Origin of the sequence: Streptomyces sp. ALI-76-A (genome assembly GCF_030287445.1) — a bacterium.
In the GTDB taxonomy this organism is placed as follows: domain Bacteria; phylum Actinomycetota; class Actinomycetes; order Streptomycetales; family Streptomycetaceae; genus Streptomyces.
The window spans coordinates 2952029-2966377 of the sequence record NZ_JASVWB010000002.1; the positions used below are offsets into that span (position 1 = coordinate 2952029).

At 72.7% G+C, this 14349-nt stretch carries 14 protein-coding genes; 7 read left to right on the plus strand and 7 right to left on the minus strand.

All coding sequences use genetic code 11. From position 1 onward, the window contains the following. The first annotated feature begins 43 nt into the window (after window positions 1-43). The 3 genes from QQS16_RS14265 (at window position 44) to QQS16_RS14275 (ending at window position 2928) form a co-directional block, all read left to right on the plus strand. On the plus strand, window positions 44-442 hold the full coding sequence (locus QQS16_RS14265) for a MazG-like family protein (RefSeq protein WP_286062030.1): 399 nt from the start codon (window positions 44-46) through the stop codon (window positions 440-442). 438 nt (window positions 443-880) lie between these two features. Then, complete coding sequence (locus QQS16_RS14270; protein ID WP_286062031.1) at window positions 881-1324, plus strand: hypothetical protein; 444 nt, start codon at window positions 881-883, stop codon at window positions 1322-1324. Next, on the plus strand, window positions 1321-2928 hold the full coding sequence (locus QQS16_RS14275; RefSeq protein WP_286062032.1) for a multicopper oxidase family protein: 1608 nt from the start codon (window positions 1321-1323) through the stop codon (window positions 2926-2928). The genes QQS16_RS14270 and QQS16_RS14275 overlap by 4 nt, the downstream gene beginning before the upstream one ends. A gap of 75 nt (window positions 2929-3003) precedes the next feature. On the opposite strand, the gene QQS16_RS14280 is transcribed toward QQS16_RS14275, so the two are convergent. Further along, on the minus strand, window positions 3004-3819 hold the full coding sequence (locus tag QQS16_RS14280; protein ID WP_286062033.1) for an AfsR/SARP family transcriptional regulator: 816 nt from the start codon (window positions 3817-3819) through the stop codon (window positions 3004-3006). Between the two features lie 269 nt (window positions 3820-4088). On the opposite strand from QQS16_RS14280, the gene QQS16_RS14285 reads away from it, so the two are divergent. Further along, window positions 4089-4697, plus strand: a complete 609-nt coding sequence (locus QQS16_RS14285; RefSeq protein WP_286062034.1) for a response regulator transcription factor — start codon at window positions 4089-4091, stop codon at window positions 4695-4697. A gap of 149 nt (window positions 4698-4846) precedes the next feature. Here QQS16_RS14285 and QQS16_RS14290 read toward each other — a convergent pair whose 3' ends face one another. The 4 genes from QQS16_RS14290 to QQS16_RS14305 all read right to left on the minus strand — a co-directional run bounded on the left by QQS16_RS14290 (window position 4847) and on the right by QQS16_RS14305 (window position 10168). Then, window positions 4847-6028, minus strand: a complete 1182-nt coding sequence (locus QQS16_RS14290) for a sensor histidine kinase (protein ID WP_286062035.1) — start codon at window positions 6026-6028, stop codon at window positions 4847-4849. Window positions 6029-6135: 107 nt separating this feature from the next. Next, entirely contained in the window at window positions 6136-7674 is a 1539-nt protein-coding gene (locus tag QQS16_RS14295; protein WP_286062036.1) for a SagB/ThcOx family dehydrogenase, read from the minus strand. 29 nt (window positions 7675-7703) lie between these two features. Next, window positions 7704-9983 (minus strand): TOMM precursor leader peptide-binding protein, encoded by a 2280-nt coding sequence (locus tag QQS16_RS14300; RefSeq protein ID WP_286062037.1) that lies wholly within the window; start codon window positions 9981-9983, stop codon window positions 7704-7706. Beyond that, window positions 9980-10168 carry a hypothetical protein gene (locus tag QQS16_RS14305; protein WP_286062038.1) on the minus strand — a complete coding sequence of 63 codons (189 nt, stop codon included), beginning with the start codon at window positions 10166-10168 and terminating at the stop codon, window positions 9980-9982. Before QQS16_RS14305 ends, QQS16_RS14300 begins: the two co-directional genes overlap by 4 nt. 226 nt (window positions 10169-10394) lie before the next feature. Here QQS16_RS14305 and QQS16_RS14310 point away from each other — a divergent pair, with 226 nt between their 5' ends. The 3 genes from QQS16_RS14310 (at window position 10395) to QQS16_RS14320 (ending at window position 12907) form a co-directional block, all read left to right on the plus strand. After that, complete coding sequence (locus tag QQS16_RS14310; RefSeq protein WP_286062039.1) at window positions 10395-10754, plus strand: SCP2 sterol-binding domain-containing protein; 360 nt, start codon at window positions 10395-10397, stop codon at window positions 10752-10754. After that, window positions 10751-12382 (plus strand): acyl-CoA carboxylase subunit beta, encoded by a 1632-nt coding sequence (locus tag QQS16_RS14315; protein WP_502963785.1) that lies wholly within the window; start codon window positions 10751-10753, stop codon window positions 12380-12382. Before QQS16_RS14310 ends, QQS16_RS14315 begins: the two co-directional genes overlap by 4 nt. Window positions 12383-12481: 99 nt before the next feature. Further along, window positions 12482-12907 carry a DUF3291 domain-containing protein gene (locus tag QQS16_RS14320; RefSeq protein ID WP_286062040.1) on the plus strand — a complete coding sequence of 142 codons (426 nt, stop codon included), beginning with the start codon at window positions 12482-12484 and terminating at the stop codon, window positions 12905-12907. Between the two features lie 148 nt (window positions 12908-13055). Here the strand turns inward: QQS16_RS14320 and QQS16_RS14325 are convergent, their stop codons facing one another. Together QQS16_RS14325 and QQS16_RS14330 are read right to left on the minus strand one after the other, a co-directional pair. Beyond that, window positions 13056-13592: a hypothetical protein gene (locus tag QQS16_RS14325; protein WP_286062041.1), complete on the minus strand. Its 537-nt coding sequence runs from the start codon at window positions 13590-13592 to the stop codon at window positions 13056-13058. Between the two features lie 3 nt (window positions 13593-13595). Then, window positions 13596-14342, minus strand: a complete 747-nt coding sequence (locus QQS16_RS14330; RefSeq protein ID WP_286062042.1) for an SDR family oxidoreductase — start codon at window positions 14340-14342, stop codon at window positions 13596-13598. Window positions 14343-14349: the final 7 nt, after the last annotated feature.

Below are 14349 nucleotides of genomic sequence, written 5' to 3' on the forward strand. Positions count from 1 at the left end.
GGCGTGGTGTCCGGCGGGCGGGGTGGCGTGGCAAGCTGCCCGCATGACTGATCAGGCCACCTCCCGGGCCACTTCTCAGGCCGCCTCCCCGGCCGCCTCCCCCGAGCCGGCCGAGGACCTTCCCGGACCGCCCCTGGACCTGTGGAACCGCATCGACGAGCTGTACGCCTGGTTGGAGGACAACCGGCCGGTCGGGGGCGAGCAGAGCCGGCTGCTACAGATGCTGAAGCTGTCGGAGGAGGTCGGCGAGGTCGCCGAGGCGGTGATCGGGGCGACCGGCCAGAACCCGCGCAAGGGCTTCTCGCACACCTGGGAGGACGTCCAGGGCGAGCTGTGCGACGTGGTGATCACGGCCCTGGTGGCCCTGCGCACGCTCACCCCGGACACCCGCGAGGTCTTCACCCGGCATCTGGCCCGGGTGACGGAACGCTCACTCGGCTGACCGGGCCCGGGTGACGGAACGCTCACCCGGGCGACCAGCCGGGCCGACGGAACGCTCACCCGGCCCCACCGACCCCGGCCCACGGAGCGCCCACGCGCCCCACCGGCCCCGGCGGACGGAACGCTGGCCGGCCCCACCGGACGGAACACTCACCCGGCCGGTGCCGGCCGGAGCGTCGTGCCCTCGCCGTCGGCATCAGCGGCAGGAAGCCGTCCCGGTCGCGGCGGGACCGGCGAAGCGGCGGCCCCAGCCGGCCAGCCCCTCCGTGAGGACCGTCGCCGTCCCGTCCCGCGCGATCCGGAGCATCGCCCCGCGCCGCTCGTCGCTGACGTGGCGGTGCCCCTCGGTGTCCGTGGTCGAGCCGGGGTCCAGCGGGTGTCGTCACACTCGGGGCGGCGCGGCGGCTGCGGATGCCGTCGGCGATCCGGAGTGATGCAGATGCTTCCGTCACCGGACGCGGGGATCGACACCGCGGCGCCGAGGCGGGTGACGCGCCGCTGGCCGCTCACCGTCCTGCGGGCGTGCACCTGCGTGCTGCTGCTGCTGACGCTCGCCCAGCCCGTGCTGGCCGGGATGTTCATCACCGGCGACACCGACCTGCTGGACCTGCACGCCCTCAACGCCACCCTCGTCTCCGTCATGAGCTGGCTGACCGTCGCCGCCGCCGTCACGCTGTGGCGCCCGGGCGGCGGTCCGGTGTGGCCGGTCGGACTGACGCTGGTGACCGCCGGACTGGTCGAGGCGCAGAGCGGGTTCGGCTACGCCCGCCAGCTGGCCCTGCACATCCCGCTGGGCGTCGCGCTCGTCGCCGGGCTGACCGCGCAGACGTACTGGGTGTTCGCGCACCGGGCCGGGCACCGGACGGAGAACGGGAGTCGATGACCATGCGGCCGAGCCGACGGGCCCTGCTGAAGGCGGCCACCGCCACCGGGCTCACCGCGGCGGGCCTCGGGGCCGCCGGGTGCGGGACCATGACCCGGGAGGTCTCCGGCGAGCAGCTCACCAGCCGGGCGCGGCTGCCCGCCCCGTTCCGGGTACCGCTGCCGGTACCCGTGACGGCGACCGCCACCCGGCGCCGGGACGGCGGCGACCACTACGAACTCGTCCAGCGGGCCGCCCGCGTGGAGATCCTGCCCGGTCTGCGGACCGAGGTGTGGGGCTACGACGGCCGCTTCCCGGGAACCACCCTGGTGGGCCGGTCGGGGCGCACCACGACGGTACGGGTGCGCAATGAGCTGCCCGTGCCGACCTCCACCCATCTGCACGGCGGCGTCCAGGCCCCGGAGTCCGACGGCTCACCGCTGGATCTCGTCGTCCCGCCGGGGTACGCGGGCCCCGGCTCGCCCGCCGGGCACGGGCACTCCGGTCACGGCGCGCACGCCGGGCACATGCGGACGCGGCCGGGCGACTGGACGTTCTCGCCGGGCGCCAAGACGTACACGTATCCGCTCCGCCAGCCCGCCGCGACGCTCTGGTACCACGACCACCGGATGGACTTCAGCGCGCCGCAGGTGTGGCGCGGGCTGGCCGGGATGTTCCTGGTGCACGACGACGTGGAGGACGCGCTGCCGCTCCCCCGGGGCGAGAGGGACATCCCGCTGATGATCTGCGACCGCGCCTTCGAGGAGGACGGCGCGCTGCTCTACCCCTCGCTGGACCCCTCACTCACCGGTGAACCGGGCGTCGAGGACGCCTACATGGAGGGCGTGACAGGGGACGTGCTGCTCGTGAACGGGGCGCCCTGGCCCGAGTTGGAGGTCTCCGCCACCCGTCACCGGTTCCGCATCGTGAACGCGTCCAACGCGCGTCGCTACCGGCTGGAGCTGGAGCCGGGTCCGCGGGAGGGCGCCGGATTCGTCCAGGTGGGAAGCGACGCCGGGCTGTTGGAGCGTCCGGTCCGGCACGACGTGCTGCCGGTGGCGCCGGGGGAACGGTTCGACGTGGTCGTCGACTTCGCCGCGTATCCGGTCGGCTCGACCGTCACTCTGGTCAACACCCTGGGGACGGGAGGCACGCGGTCGGTGATGCGGTTCCGGATCGTCCGGCGGGAGCGGGAGACCAGCCGGGTTCCCGAGCGGCTCGCCGGCGTGGAGCCGGCGGCGGCCGGGCGGCCGGTGGCCGAGCGGCGGTTCGACTTCCGGCTGACGTCCGGGAGCGGCGGGGAGCTGTGGACGATCAACGGGCGGGCCTTCGACAGCGCCCGGGTGCTGGCCAGGCCCCGCCTCGGCACGGTCGAACGGTGGCGGTTCAGCAGTGACTTCCACCATCCCGTCCATCTGCACCTGGCGCACTTCCTGGTGGTCGCCCGGGGCGGGCGGACGCCGCTGCCCAGTGACGCGGGCTGGAAGGACACGGTGGACGTGCGGCCGTACGAGGTGGTGGACGTGCTGGTGCGGTTCCGCGGGCACCGGGGGCGGTACATGGTCCACTGCCACAACCTGGAGCACGAGGACATGGCGATGATGGCGAACTTCGAGGTGGTGTGAGGCCCACGGCCGAGGTGGTGTGAGGCCCACGGCCGTCGAAGTCCGGGTGGGGCCGGACCTCTCACGGCTGCGGGTTCACGCGGCGAACATGTCGAGCACCCGGCGGCCCGGTCCGCGCTGCGGGTGTTCGAGCAGCAGGTCCCCGCCGAGGATGGCCCGCTGGAGCCGCTGGAGCCGGGGGGAGGGGTCCAGGCCCAGGTCCTCCACCAGACGGTGGCGCAGCTTGGTGAAGGCCGCCAGCGCCTCGGAGGGGCGGCCGGAGCGGTAGAGCGCGATCATGTGCTGGGCGTGCAGACCCTCGTGCAGGGGCTGACGGGCCGTCAGAACGATCAGCTCCGTGAGGAGTTCGGCGTGCCGGCCGAGGGACAGTTCGGCGTCGATACGGCGTTCCAGCACCCCGAGCCGGCTCTCCTCCAGGCGTACCCGCTCGATCTCCAGTACGGCGCCGCAGCGGATGTCGGCCAGCGCCGGGCCGCGCCACAGGTCGAGCGCCTCGCCGTACACCTTCGCGGCGGCCTCGTCCTCGCCGGTGTCGAAGAGACGCTGGCCCTCCTTGGCGAGGCGGTCGTACTCCAGGACGTCCACGCAGCCCGTGGGCATGCTGAGGCAGTAACCGCCGTGGCGGTAGACCAGGATGTCCTTGGCGTTGCAGTGGCCGCGGACGGAGGCGTCGATCAGGCGGCGCAGCCGCAGGATGTAGGTCTGGAGAGTGGTGGACCCGGTGCGCGGAGGATCGTAGCCCCAGAGCTCCTCCATGAGCGTCGACACGGGAACCACTCGGTTGGCGTGCAGGGCCAGCAGGGCCAGGATCTGGCGCATCTTGGCTGCGGACGGCAGGACCGGGGCGCCGTCCTTGTCCGCGTTGAGCGGCCCCAGCAGGGTGATATCCATCTGGTCCCCAGGTGGCTAGGAAGGGACGTACGAGGCTTCGGTGCCCCCGTACTTTGCGAAGTACATCGACGGTCCCACGCGGGGGACACCGGCCGACAGTGCAGGGGTCCCCGGTCGGCGGTGACCGTGTCAGGGGTCGGGGTGTGAAGGATTCACGGCGCGTTCGGGCCGGGAGGGCGGGCGAGTCGGCCCGGATGCGGTGACCGTTCGAATACCATGCGTGCGGATGCGTGCGCGGCCTCTTGGCCGTCCGACGGGGGAGGTCTGGCTTGATCCGCATCGTGATCGCCGAGGACATGCACATGGTGCGCGGTGCCCTGGTGGCGCTGCTGGAGATGGAACCCGATCTGAAGGTGGTCGCCCAGTTCGATTCCGGGGACCGGCTGGTGCCCACCGCGCTGGAGCTGCGGCCGGACGTCGCGATCGTGGACATCGACCTGCCCGGGCTCGACGGGCTCAGCGCGGCCGACCAGTTGCGCACGGCGGTGCCGACCTGCCGGGTGCTGATCCTGACGAGCCTCGGCCGGCCGGGTACGTTCCGGCGGGCCATGGCGGCGAAAGTGTCCGGATTTCTGCTGAAGGACGCCCCGCCGGACCAACTGGCCGACGCGGTACGCAAGGTGGCGGCGGGGGGCCGGGTGATCGACCCCCAACTGGCGCTGGCCGCTTGGGAGGTGGAGGAGAACCCGCTGACCCGGCGGGAGGTCGAGGTGATGAGACTGGCCGCCGACGGAGCGGAGGCGATGGAGATCGCGACCCGCCTCTTCCTCTCCATCGGTACCGTGCGCAACTACCTGACCAGCGCGGTCACCAAGCTCAACGCCCGCAACCGGGTGGACGCGATCAGGATCGCCCAGGACAACGGGTGGCTGACGTGAGGCGGCCGGGCCGGACGGGCGACGACCGCCGGCAGACCGCCGACGGCCGACCTCGACGGCGAACCCCGGACCGCCGACAGCTGGTGGCCGACAGCTGACCACCGGCGGCCGTTCCCCGCCCTACGCGACGCGCGTCGGCCCCGCGCCGTTCAGGACGCGGACTGGTTCACCTGCGCGGCCGGGGTGCGGGGGACCTCCGCCACCAGGCGGAACCAGCCCTCGGCGTCGACGCCCGCGGTGAGCCGGCCGCCGATCTCCTCCACACGCGTGCGGAGGTTGCCCAGGCCGCTGCCGCCGTCCTGGGAGCCGGTGCGGCGGGTCTCCTCGGCGCCGTCGTTGGACAGGACCAGGCGGACCAGGGCGCCGTCGGGGCCGGTCGCCGCACGGGCCTCGATGACACAGTGCTGGGCCTTGCTGTGCCGCAGGACGTTGGTGACGCCCTCGCGGATCACCGTGGCCAGCACCGTCCCCGCCAGCGCGGCCACCGGGCCGCAGTCCAGGTCGATCCGGGCCTCGATCTCGGCCGCGCCGAGCACGTCCTCCGCGGAGGCGGCCTCGGCGTCCAGGGACATCTCGCGGTAGCCGCGGGCCACCGAGCGCACGTCGGCGAGGGCCTGCCGGGATATCTGCAGGATGGCGACGAGTTCCTCGCGGGCCCGCTCGGGCCGGGTCGCCACCAGGCGGAACGTCAGCTCGCTCTTGAGCGTGATGGCGGACAGCCCGAAGCCCAGCAGGTCGTGCAGGTCCCGGGCGAACCGCAGCCGCTCCCGCGCCACCGCCATCTCCGCCAGCTCCTCGCGCGCCCGGTGCACTTCGGCCACCAGGTTGGACAACCGGGTGAGGCCGTAGACGATGAGACCGGTGAGCACGGTGGACACGACGAGGTAGGAGGAGTCCACCCAGCCGATGCCCTCCAGGACCGCGGCCAGCCCGGTCACCGCCACGACCGCGCCGAACGCCACCCAGCAGGCCGGTGCCGCGATGATCAGCAGGCACGATCCTGCAAGGAATCCGCCCATGCCGCCCCAGGTCACCCCGAAGAACAGCATGGGGACGTACGTCAGCACGACCTGGGCGAGCAGCGTCCAGACGCCGTAGCGCTCCCGGAACCGCTCGGTGCCCGGATAGCTGTGCACGGTCTGGATGGCGAACAGCGCGACGCTGGAGACGATGCAGCCCACCAGCAACAAGGGTCCCGGATCACTGCCGATCACGTTGAGCACGGCGATGAGGACGAACCCGCACAGCACCATCAGGACGATGGCGAAGGCCAGTTGTGGAGGGAGAGTGTCACGCTGCTGTCTGTCGGGACGCAAGAATCCGCGCGGCATCCACACACTCCCCCGTTGATGCTCACATTCGTGCCGTCATAGTAGACGGCCCGGAGCCGCGGTGGTGCGCTCGACGTACGGTCCTTCTCCGGGGGTTCAGCAGCGGCTCACCGCACGGCCGAACGCTCCGGCCAGTCGGCGCCGTTGGCCGGCAGCCGGTCGCCGAGGTGGTGCGCACGGCAGCGCTCCCGCTCGGCGGGCGGCGAACCGATGACGAAGGAGCCCACCGGGGACTCGCTGCGCCAGTCCAGCCCCAGCGCCCCGGCGCCCACCGTGATGTCCTCGCTGCACACCGCGCAGCCGGCCAGTCCCATCGCCGACCCCACCAGATAGAACGTCTGGATCAGCGCCCCCACGTGCTTGAGCACCAGCGCGTACGCCAGCCCGCTGTACTTCCACGACAGCCGCTGGAAACGCGAGGTCAGGGTGATCAGCACGGGCGGCGGCCCGGACAGCGCGGCGGCCGCCATGGCACCCGCGGACAGTTCGCCCGCCGCCGCCGGATCCTCGTTGACCAGCACCAGGCAGTGGTCCCGGGGGTCGTAGTAGTGGATGCCGGCGGGCAGTTCGGGACAGTCCCGGACGGTGAGGTAGAGCTCCAGGTCGTAGGCGGCGCCGCCGCTCGGGTACGGACGGTCGCTGGCCGGGTAGGCGGTCTCGCCCTCGCCGGCCGTGCCGGTCGAGCGGACCCGGGCCGTCCGGTAGAGGAACTCGCCGAGGGTGCGCAGGCTCAGACCGGACGCGCCGTACTCGCGCACCGAACGCCGTCCCTCCAGGACACTGGTGAACGACGGGTCCCGGCCCAGGAGTTCGTCCAGTTCGGGGCGTGGCAGCCGGACGACCGGGCCGCGCGGCGGGGACTTGACGGCGGGCTGCGGTTTGACGTGCGCGGCGTGCGCGAAGGTCGCGCCGTAGTCGCCGTCGTCGCGGCCCATGACGGAACGGGTGTGGAAGAGCATGTCGTGGGCGGACCACGTGCGCAGCGCGGGGTCCTGGTCCTCGTCGAAGTCCCCGTCGGAGTTCTGTGCCACCAGCACCATGCCGGTGCCGATGAGGTAGCCGAGGATCTCCCGCACCACCGCCCCGGCCAGCGGGATGCCGTCGCCCGCCTTGGCCGCGGAGACGGGCCGGCCGAGGGCCGCGACCACCCACTGGGCCTCGGGCCGGTGCAGCAGCACCCGGTGCAGCGACAGCGGCGACTCCAGCTGGAACAGGTCGCCGTCGCGGCGCAGCACCGCGAACCGGGACAGCTTCAACGGGATGTTCTCCGGCGGGGGTTCGGGGGCGAAGCGGGCGGCGTGCGCGAGCGGGACGGCGGACAGCAGGACCTGCCCGCTGTCCGCGAACGCGATCGACCGCACGACCAGGTCCTGGAGCCGCAGCAGCGCGCGCTGCCAGGACCCCCGGGTGCCGTCGGCGTCGCCCGGGGTGACGTTGTCCAGGCTGACCGGCCCGAGGCTCATCCGGCGCAGGGTCTCCACGAGGCCCGGTTCGGGATGGCGTACCCGCAGGTCCGACCAGCGGCCGTGGAGCTCGACCGCGTCGCCGTCCTCGGCCGTTTCGACGCGGACGTCCTCACGCAGGGACCACAGCGTGGTGATCGCCTCCGGATGGTCGTGGTCGTCGATGCGGGCTGGCTGCAACACGGTCGGCTCCTGGGGGTGAGGGGGGAGGGTCACACGAACAGCGGCACGGGATTCAGCTCGGTGCGGGCGAGGGGCTCCGGCAGCCGGCCCAGGGCGACGGGGACGTCGTAGAGCCTGCCGGGGGCGAACCGGGTCCAGAACGAGCGCAGTCCGGGGACCAGGACCTTGACGACGGGCAGGCCGACGTCGGGGCGGGTCTGGTCGAGGACGAGCAGGTCCAGTCCGCGGGCGCGGACCGCCTCGGTGACGGTGGTGAGGTCGTCCCGCAGATCGGCGCCCGTGGGGAAGGCGAAGTCGGCGAGGGTGCTGGGGACCTCCGGGGAGGGCCGGAGGTAGGGCTGGTTGCGGGTGGTCGCGCCCCGCCACCAGTGCAGCAGTTCGGGGTCGGTCAGGGTGTAGCCGCTGCCGTCGTCCCGGGCGTCGACCGCCGCCGGGAGCAGCTGGTTGACCTCGGTCAGGGCGCGGCGCAGGGCGATCCTCGCGTCGAGGTGGGCGCCGAAGCCGAAGACGATGTCCTCGGCCTCCTTGTCGGTACGGCGGGACAGCGCGGCGAAGACCGGGATGCCGAAGTCGGAGGTGAGGTCGAGCGCCCACACCTCGCGGCGCATCTCCCGGTGCACCTCGATCAGCTCCTCGGTCCACAGGTCGGCGCCGGTGCGCAGGTCGAGGGCGGGCCGGGGGGTGCGGTTGTACCACCACAGGGCCACCGCGTCGCGTTCGACGAGTTCCAGGAAGCCCTGGAGGACGGCGTCCTCCAGGCTGCTTCCGGCGGCGTTGCCGTTGGAGTCGGCGTGCGCGAACCGGCGGCCCGCGACGGGGGCCCGCTGTTCGGCGGCGGTGGAGAAGTACAGCAGGGCGGTGGGCAGCAGCCGGTGGCGCCGTCCGGTGAGCGACCAGACCGGCGTCCAGTCGACCTCGGCGTCCTCGTCGAAGCGTTCGGGGACGTGGTGGAACCCGGAGTGGGCGGCGTTCCACGTCTCACGGCCGGCGTACTGCTCCTCGGAGTACAGCTGGCAGGTGTCCGGGTGCACGGCGAGGCCGTCGAGGTCGCGGTAGCGGGCCCGGATCCGGTACTCGTCGCCGTGCAGACAGCCGGAGTAGCGCTCGACCGCCTCGCACAGCGCGCTGACCTCGGCGTCCAGGGCGGTGACCCCCTTGCCGCCGTTGACCTGGCGCAGGCCGCCCAGCAGCCCGGTGAGGCCGGTGGCGCCGGAGACCGGGTTCGGGCCGGAGCTGAAGCTGTTGAGGAACGCCGGCCCGCCCTCGACCCGGGTGATGTCGGCGACCACACCGGTGACCGGGCTGACGAGGTGGCCGTAGGTGTCCAGCATCTGCTGCGCCGAGCGGGAGCGGTGGCCTCCACCGCCGCCCGGTGCCTTGGGCCGGGACCGCGGGACGACGGGCACCAGGGCGCGTTCGGCGCTGCGGCCGGGGTCGCCGCAGTCGGGGCACTGCGGGCGGCGGCGCACCACGTGGTGGCGGGAGCCCAGAGTCAGGGTGTCGAAGGTGAGCACCCGGTCCTGGCCGGAGTGGTGGCCGGCCAGCCATTTGGCGGCCTCGATCGCCGCGAGGTGCAGACCTGCGCCCAGGGTGCAGGGGATGCCGGCGGCGGGGCCGGGCACCGGGCCGGTGCGGCCGAGGGCGGCGCCTACCTGGGACTCGACGCCGCGGTGCAGGCGTACCGGATGGGCCAGGCAGGACCAGCAGGCTCCGGCGCCGGGCCGGAAGACGGGGCCGACCCAGATGGTGGCGCCGCTGGGCTTGGCCAGCAGCCACGGGCGGCCGCTCGCCCGGTGTTCGGCGTCGATCGCGGCGAGTTCGGGTGCGAGGTAGTCGTCGCAGACGACGACGGTGAGGGCGGTGCCGGGCGCGGGCTCCGTCGTGACGGCGAGTCCCGAGGCGCTGAGCGCGCGGACGGCGTGGGCGGTGTCGAAGTCGCCGACGGTGCGCAGTTGCACGCCGGTGGACGCGGTTCTCAGCCGGGTCCGGCGTCCTTCGAGACCGGCGAGTTCCCAGTAGGCCTCGGCGCTGTGGTTGGCCGGCTCGGAGCAGTGGTGCTCCCGGTACTCGATGAAGCCGGCGTCGGCGAGCTGGGCGAGAAGGGCGGTGAGCCGCTCGGCGGGCAGCGGTTCCGGGCTGTCCCGCAGCAGTGCGGGCAGGTCACGGCTGCCGTCGAGGAGCGGGACGACCGCTTCCAGATGGGGTGCCCTGAGGGCGGTGATTCCGTGTTCGGAAATCAGGTAGGTCGCGTCGTCCGGCACCACCTCCGCACGGAGGTGGCGCCGGAACCCTATCAACGCTCTGTTCATGAGGCGGAGTTGCTCGCATAGCAGAGGGTGAACAGGGCGGGCCTGGAGTGCGGTGCCGTCAGCACCTCGATGACCAGGTCCGTGGACTCGTCCTGCCCGCCGTACGCCAGGTACGTCTCCTGGTGCTGCTGCGGGGTGCTCGTGGAGCGGCTTTCCTGCGTGACGACCTGACTGATGTGCGTCATGGGGAAGCTCCTGCTTCGAAGGGGTGGTGCCCGGTGCGGACGAGACTCAGCATGCGGGGCGCACGGCACCCGGGCACAGTGCCGGCCTCACCGGCCCCCTGTGAGGAATTCACACGTCCTCTCGAGCGGTGTTCGGTCCACCGGTGGTCCATCCGACTGCCAGGGGTTTTCGGCATGGTCGGACCACATGTTCCAGCAACCAGGACCAGCGAAGGAGGGAACACCCATGGTGGCCGCGGATCTGAGAAACGAGGCGGAGCGGTCTCTCGACCAGCTCTTCGAGTGGTGCTGCGCGGGCGCACGGGCCCGGCCGCCCGGCCGGCCCGGCCTGTTCCGGTTCGACGTGGAGACCCCGACCGGTACTCGCACCCGCTATGTGACCTGCACGGACGAGGGCACCGCGGTCGTCCGGGCGGCCCCGTTCCCGCCCAACTCCACCGTGACGGTGAGCCAGGACGTGCTGACCCTGCTCGCGCTCGGGGAACTGCGCGGCGCGCTCGCCTTCGCCACGGACCGGCTGCGCATCGAGGGGGACGTCTTCCTCGCGATGACCTGGATCGACCAGTTGAGAAAGGGGTCCCAGTGACCGTCCTGTCCCAGGAGAGTGTCCCGGGCACGGGCGAGCCGGGGACGGCCGACGTCCCCGTGGAGCCCGCCCAGTTGACCGACGGCAGCGGACGGCTGGCCGAGCTGCGGGACGTGAAGCAGCAGGCGCTGGCCGGTCCCGACCCCAGGGCGACCGAGCGGCAGCACGCCCGCGGCAAACTGACCGCGCGCGAGCGCATCGAACTGCTGCTGGACGACGGCTCGTTCACCGAGATCGAGGGGCTGCGCCGGCACCGCGCCACCGGCTTCGGCCTGGAGGCGAAGAGGCCGTACTCGGACGGTGTGATCACCGGCTGGGGCACGGTCCACGGCCGTACCGTCTTCGTCTACGCCCATGACTTCCGCATCTTCGGCGGCGCGCTCGGCGAGGCGCACGCCCAGAAGATCCACAAGGTGATGGATCTCGCCGCCTCCGCCGGTGCCCCGCTGGTCAGCCTCAACGACGGGGCGGGCGCCCGGATCCAGGAGGGGGTGACGGCGCTGGCCGGGTACGGCGGAATCTTCAGCCGCAACACCCGTTCCTCCGGGGTGATCCCGCAGATCAGCGTGATGCTCGGCCCGTGCGCGGGCGGGGCGGCCTACTCCCCCGCCCTGACGGACTACGTGTTCATGGTCCGGGAGACCTCGCAGATGTTCATCACCGGCCCGGACGTGGTGCGGGCGGTGACCGGCGAGGAGATCACCCAGAACGGGCTCGGCGGCGCCGACACCCACGCGTCGATCTCCGGGGTGGCGCACTTCGTGTACGACGACGAGGCCTCGTGTCTCGAGGAGGTGCGCTACCTGCTGTCGCTGCTGCCGCAGAACAACCGCGAGCTGCCGCCGCTGGAACCGGGCGACGACCCCGACGACCGGGTCTGCGAGGCGCTGCTCGACCTGGTCCCCGAGGACCCCTCCCGTCCGTACGACATCCGGAAGGTGATCGAGGAGATCACCGACCACGGCGAGCACTTCGAGGTGCAGGCCGCGTGGGCCGGCAGTGTGGTGTGCACGCTGGCCCGGCTCGGCGGGCAGGTCGTCGGCGTCGTCGGCAACCAGCCGCAGGCGCAGGCCGGGGTGCTGGACATCCACTCCTCGGAGAAGGCCGCGCGGTTCGTGCAGACCTGCGACGCCTTCAACATCCCGCTGGTGACGCTGCTGGACGTGCCGGGCTTCCTGCCCGGGGTCGACCAGGAGCACGGCGGGATCATCCGGCACGGCGCCAAGCTGCTGTACGCGTACTGCAACGCCACGGTGCCGCGGATCCAGGTGATCCTGCGCAAGGCGTACGGCGGCGCGTACATCGTGATGGACTCCCGGTCGATCGGCTCGGACCTGTCGTTCGCGTGGCCCACCAACGAGATCGCGGTGATGGGCGCGGAGGGCGCGGCCAACGTCGTCTTCCGGCGGGAGATAGCCGCCGCGGACGATCCGGAGGCCGAGCGGGCCCGGCTGATCGCGTCCTACAAGGACGAGCTGATGCACCCGTACTACGCGGCCGAACGCGGCCTGGTGGACGACGTGATCGACCCCCGGGACACCCGGCGCCTGCTGATCACCTCGCTGCGGATGCTCCGCGCGAAGCACGCCGAGGTTCCGGCCCGTAAGCACGGAAACCCGCCGATGTAGCGGCGGGTCGGGTGGGCGGCGCACCGGATGGGTAGATCCGGTGCGCTGTCCGTTCGGCCCGTTCCGTCTGTCACCACCCCAACCACTCGAGGAGTTCCGATGAGCCACACCCTCCCCTGGTCCGACGGGCCGGCGGCCGGGGCCGGAGGCGGTCAGGTCGTCGTCATGGCGTCCCGGTTGAAGCTGAAGTCCCTGCTGCGTGTGCCGCGCTTCTTCATCCTGTCCGGGGGCGTCTACAAGCAGGCCCAGCGCTCCCCCGGCAATGTGGGGGTCTCGCTGCGGGCCGACCCGTGGCGCAGGACGTTCTGGACGCTGTCCTCCTGGGAGAGCCGCGAGGCGCTCCAGACGTACGTCCGCACGGATCCGCACATGGCGGTGATGTCGAAGCTGAAACCGGCCATGCGCGAGTCGCTGTTCACCTCCTGGAAGCAGGACGCGGCGCTGCCGCCGAGCTGGGCCGAGGCGGACAAGCGGCTGACCGCCCAGGACCAGGCGCGCCAGAGCGCCGATCCGCAGCCCGGCTGACGCGGCGCACGCGCACACACGCACGCGCACGCGCACACGGTGCATCGGGTACGACGGCGGTGATCCCGCTGTCGTACCCGATTCGTCGTGCGCCTCCCAGGTGTGCGTCTCCCAGGTGTGGGCGGGCCTCAGACGTACCGCGGCCGGGTCACCGGCCGAACAGGTGGCCGACGGTGTCCGCCAGCCGGCCCCCGCCGATGCCGTGCCGCTGGGTGCGCAGGGCGAACCTCAGGTGCGGCCGGGCCGGGTCGAACGCGTCGGTCAGCAGCGGGGGCAGCAGCGCGGCCGGCGTCCTGCGCACCAGTTCGGCGCCGGTGCGCAGGAAGTCGACGCCGGGACGGCGCAGCGGGGCGGGCAGCCAGTCGAGGACCGGGATACGGACGTCGACGGGCTCGTCGGGGTACGGGTCGGGCCCCGGCACCAGCCGGCGTACGGAGGCGGGCGCCGCGGCGAGTTCCTCGGCGAGCAGGCTGACGGTGTGTCCGGTTGCGTCGAGGACGACCAGGACGTTGCGCCGGGCGGCCAGGTGGGCGGCGAGCGCCGCGGCCTCGTCGGCGCCGGGCCAGATGCCCACGGGACGCCAGCGGCCGGGCTCGGGCCTGCTCCACAGCAGGCGGCGGCTGCCCTCGAAGACGACCAGGGTGCCGCCGTGGCGTTCGGTGGCGAGGGTGGGTGCGGGCGTCATGACTCACACCGACTTCGCGACGAGGGCGAGCGGCAGATGGCGCATGACCGCGCCGGCCGGGGCCCACGGCCAGGCGGGCACGAACGCCCGGGCCGGTTCGCGTTCCATGGCGCGGACGAGGAGTTCGCAGCCCTTCTCGGTGTCCATGATGAACGGGGTCTTCTCCAGCCCCTCGTTCATCTCGGTGCGGATGTAGCCGGGGAACAGGGCGGTGACCTTCAGCGGGGTGCCGTGGACGTCGGCGCGGATGCCGTCGGCGAGGGTGGCGAGGCCGGCCTTCGAGGCGGCGTACGCCGTCAGGTGCCGGGGCAGGCCGCGGGCCGCGCTGACCGAGGACACCACCACCAGGTGGCCGGTGCCCTGGTCGCGGAAGGTCTCCATGGCGGCCTCGCACTGGGCCAGCCCGGCCAGGAAGTTGGTCTCGGCGGTGGCCCGGTTCACCTCGAACTGCCCGGTGCCGACGGAGGCGCCCGAGCCGAGTCCGGCGTTGACGACGATCCGGTCCAGGCTGCCGAACTCCCGCCGCACCGACCGGAAGGCGGTGGCGGTGGCCTCGTAGTCGCGGACGTCGAGCTGCCGGACGGTGACCCGGATGCCCGGGTGGGCGCGGGTCAGTTCCTCGCGCACCTCCTCCAGTTTGTCCACCCGACGGGCGCACAGGGCCAGGTTCCGTCCCCGCGCGGCCAGTTGGCGGGCCATGCCACGGCCAAGACCCGAACTCGCCCCGGTGATCAGGATGTTCTTGCGCATGTCTCCT

Excerpts from the sequence above, each read along its gene's own strand:
- QQS16_RS14265 (WP_286062030.1), top strand. The coding sequence starts at position 44 with ATGACTGATCAGGCCACCTCCCGGGCCACTTCTCAGGCCGCCTCCCCG.
- QQS16_RS14270 (WP_286062031.1), top strand. The coding sequence starts at position 881 with ATGCTTCCGTCACCGGACGCGGGGATCGACACCGCGGCGCCGAGGCGG.
- QQS16_RS14275 (WP_286062032.1), top strand. The coding sequence starts at position 1,321 with ATGACCATGCGGCCGAGCCGACGGGCCCTGCTGAAGGCGGCCACCGCC.
- QQS16_RS14280 (WP_286062033.1), bottom strand. The coding sequence starts at position 3,819 with ATGGATATCACCCTGCTGGGGCCGCTCAACGCGGACAAGGACGGCGCC.
- QQS16_RS14290 (WP_286062035.1), bottom strand. The coding sequence starts at position 6,028 with ATGCCGCGCGGATTCTTGCGTCCCGACAGACAGCAGCGTGACACTCTC.
- QQS16_RS14300 (WP_286062037.1), bottom strand. The coding sequence starts at position 9,983 with ATGAACAGAGCGTTGATAGGGTTCCGGCGCCACCTCCGTGCGGAGGTG.
- QQS16_RS14305 (WP_286062038.1), bottom strand. The coding sequence starts at position 10,168 with ATGACGCACATCAGTCAGGTCGTCACGCAGGAAAGCCGCTCCACGAGC.
- QQS16_RS14310 (WP_286062039.1), top strand. The coding sequence starts at position 10,395 with ATGGTGGCCGCGGATCTGAGAAACGAGGCGGAGCGGTCTCTCGACCAG.
- QQS16_RS14320 (WP_286062040.1), top strand. The coding sequence starts at position 12,482 with ATGAGCCACACCCTCCCCTGGTCCGACGGGCCGGCGGCCGGGGCCGGA.
- QQS16_RS14325 (WP_286062041.1), bottom strand. The coding sequence starts at position 13,592 with ATGACGCCCGCACCCACCCTCGCCACCGAACGCCACGGCGGCACCCTG.
- QQS16_RS14330 (WP_286062042.1), bottom strand. The coding sequence starts at position 14,342 with ATGCGCAAGAACATCCTGATCACCGGGGCGAGTTCGGGTCTTGGCCGT.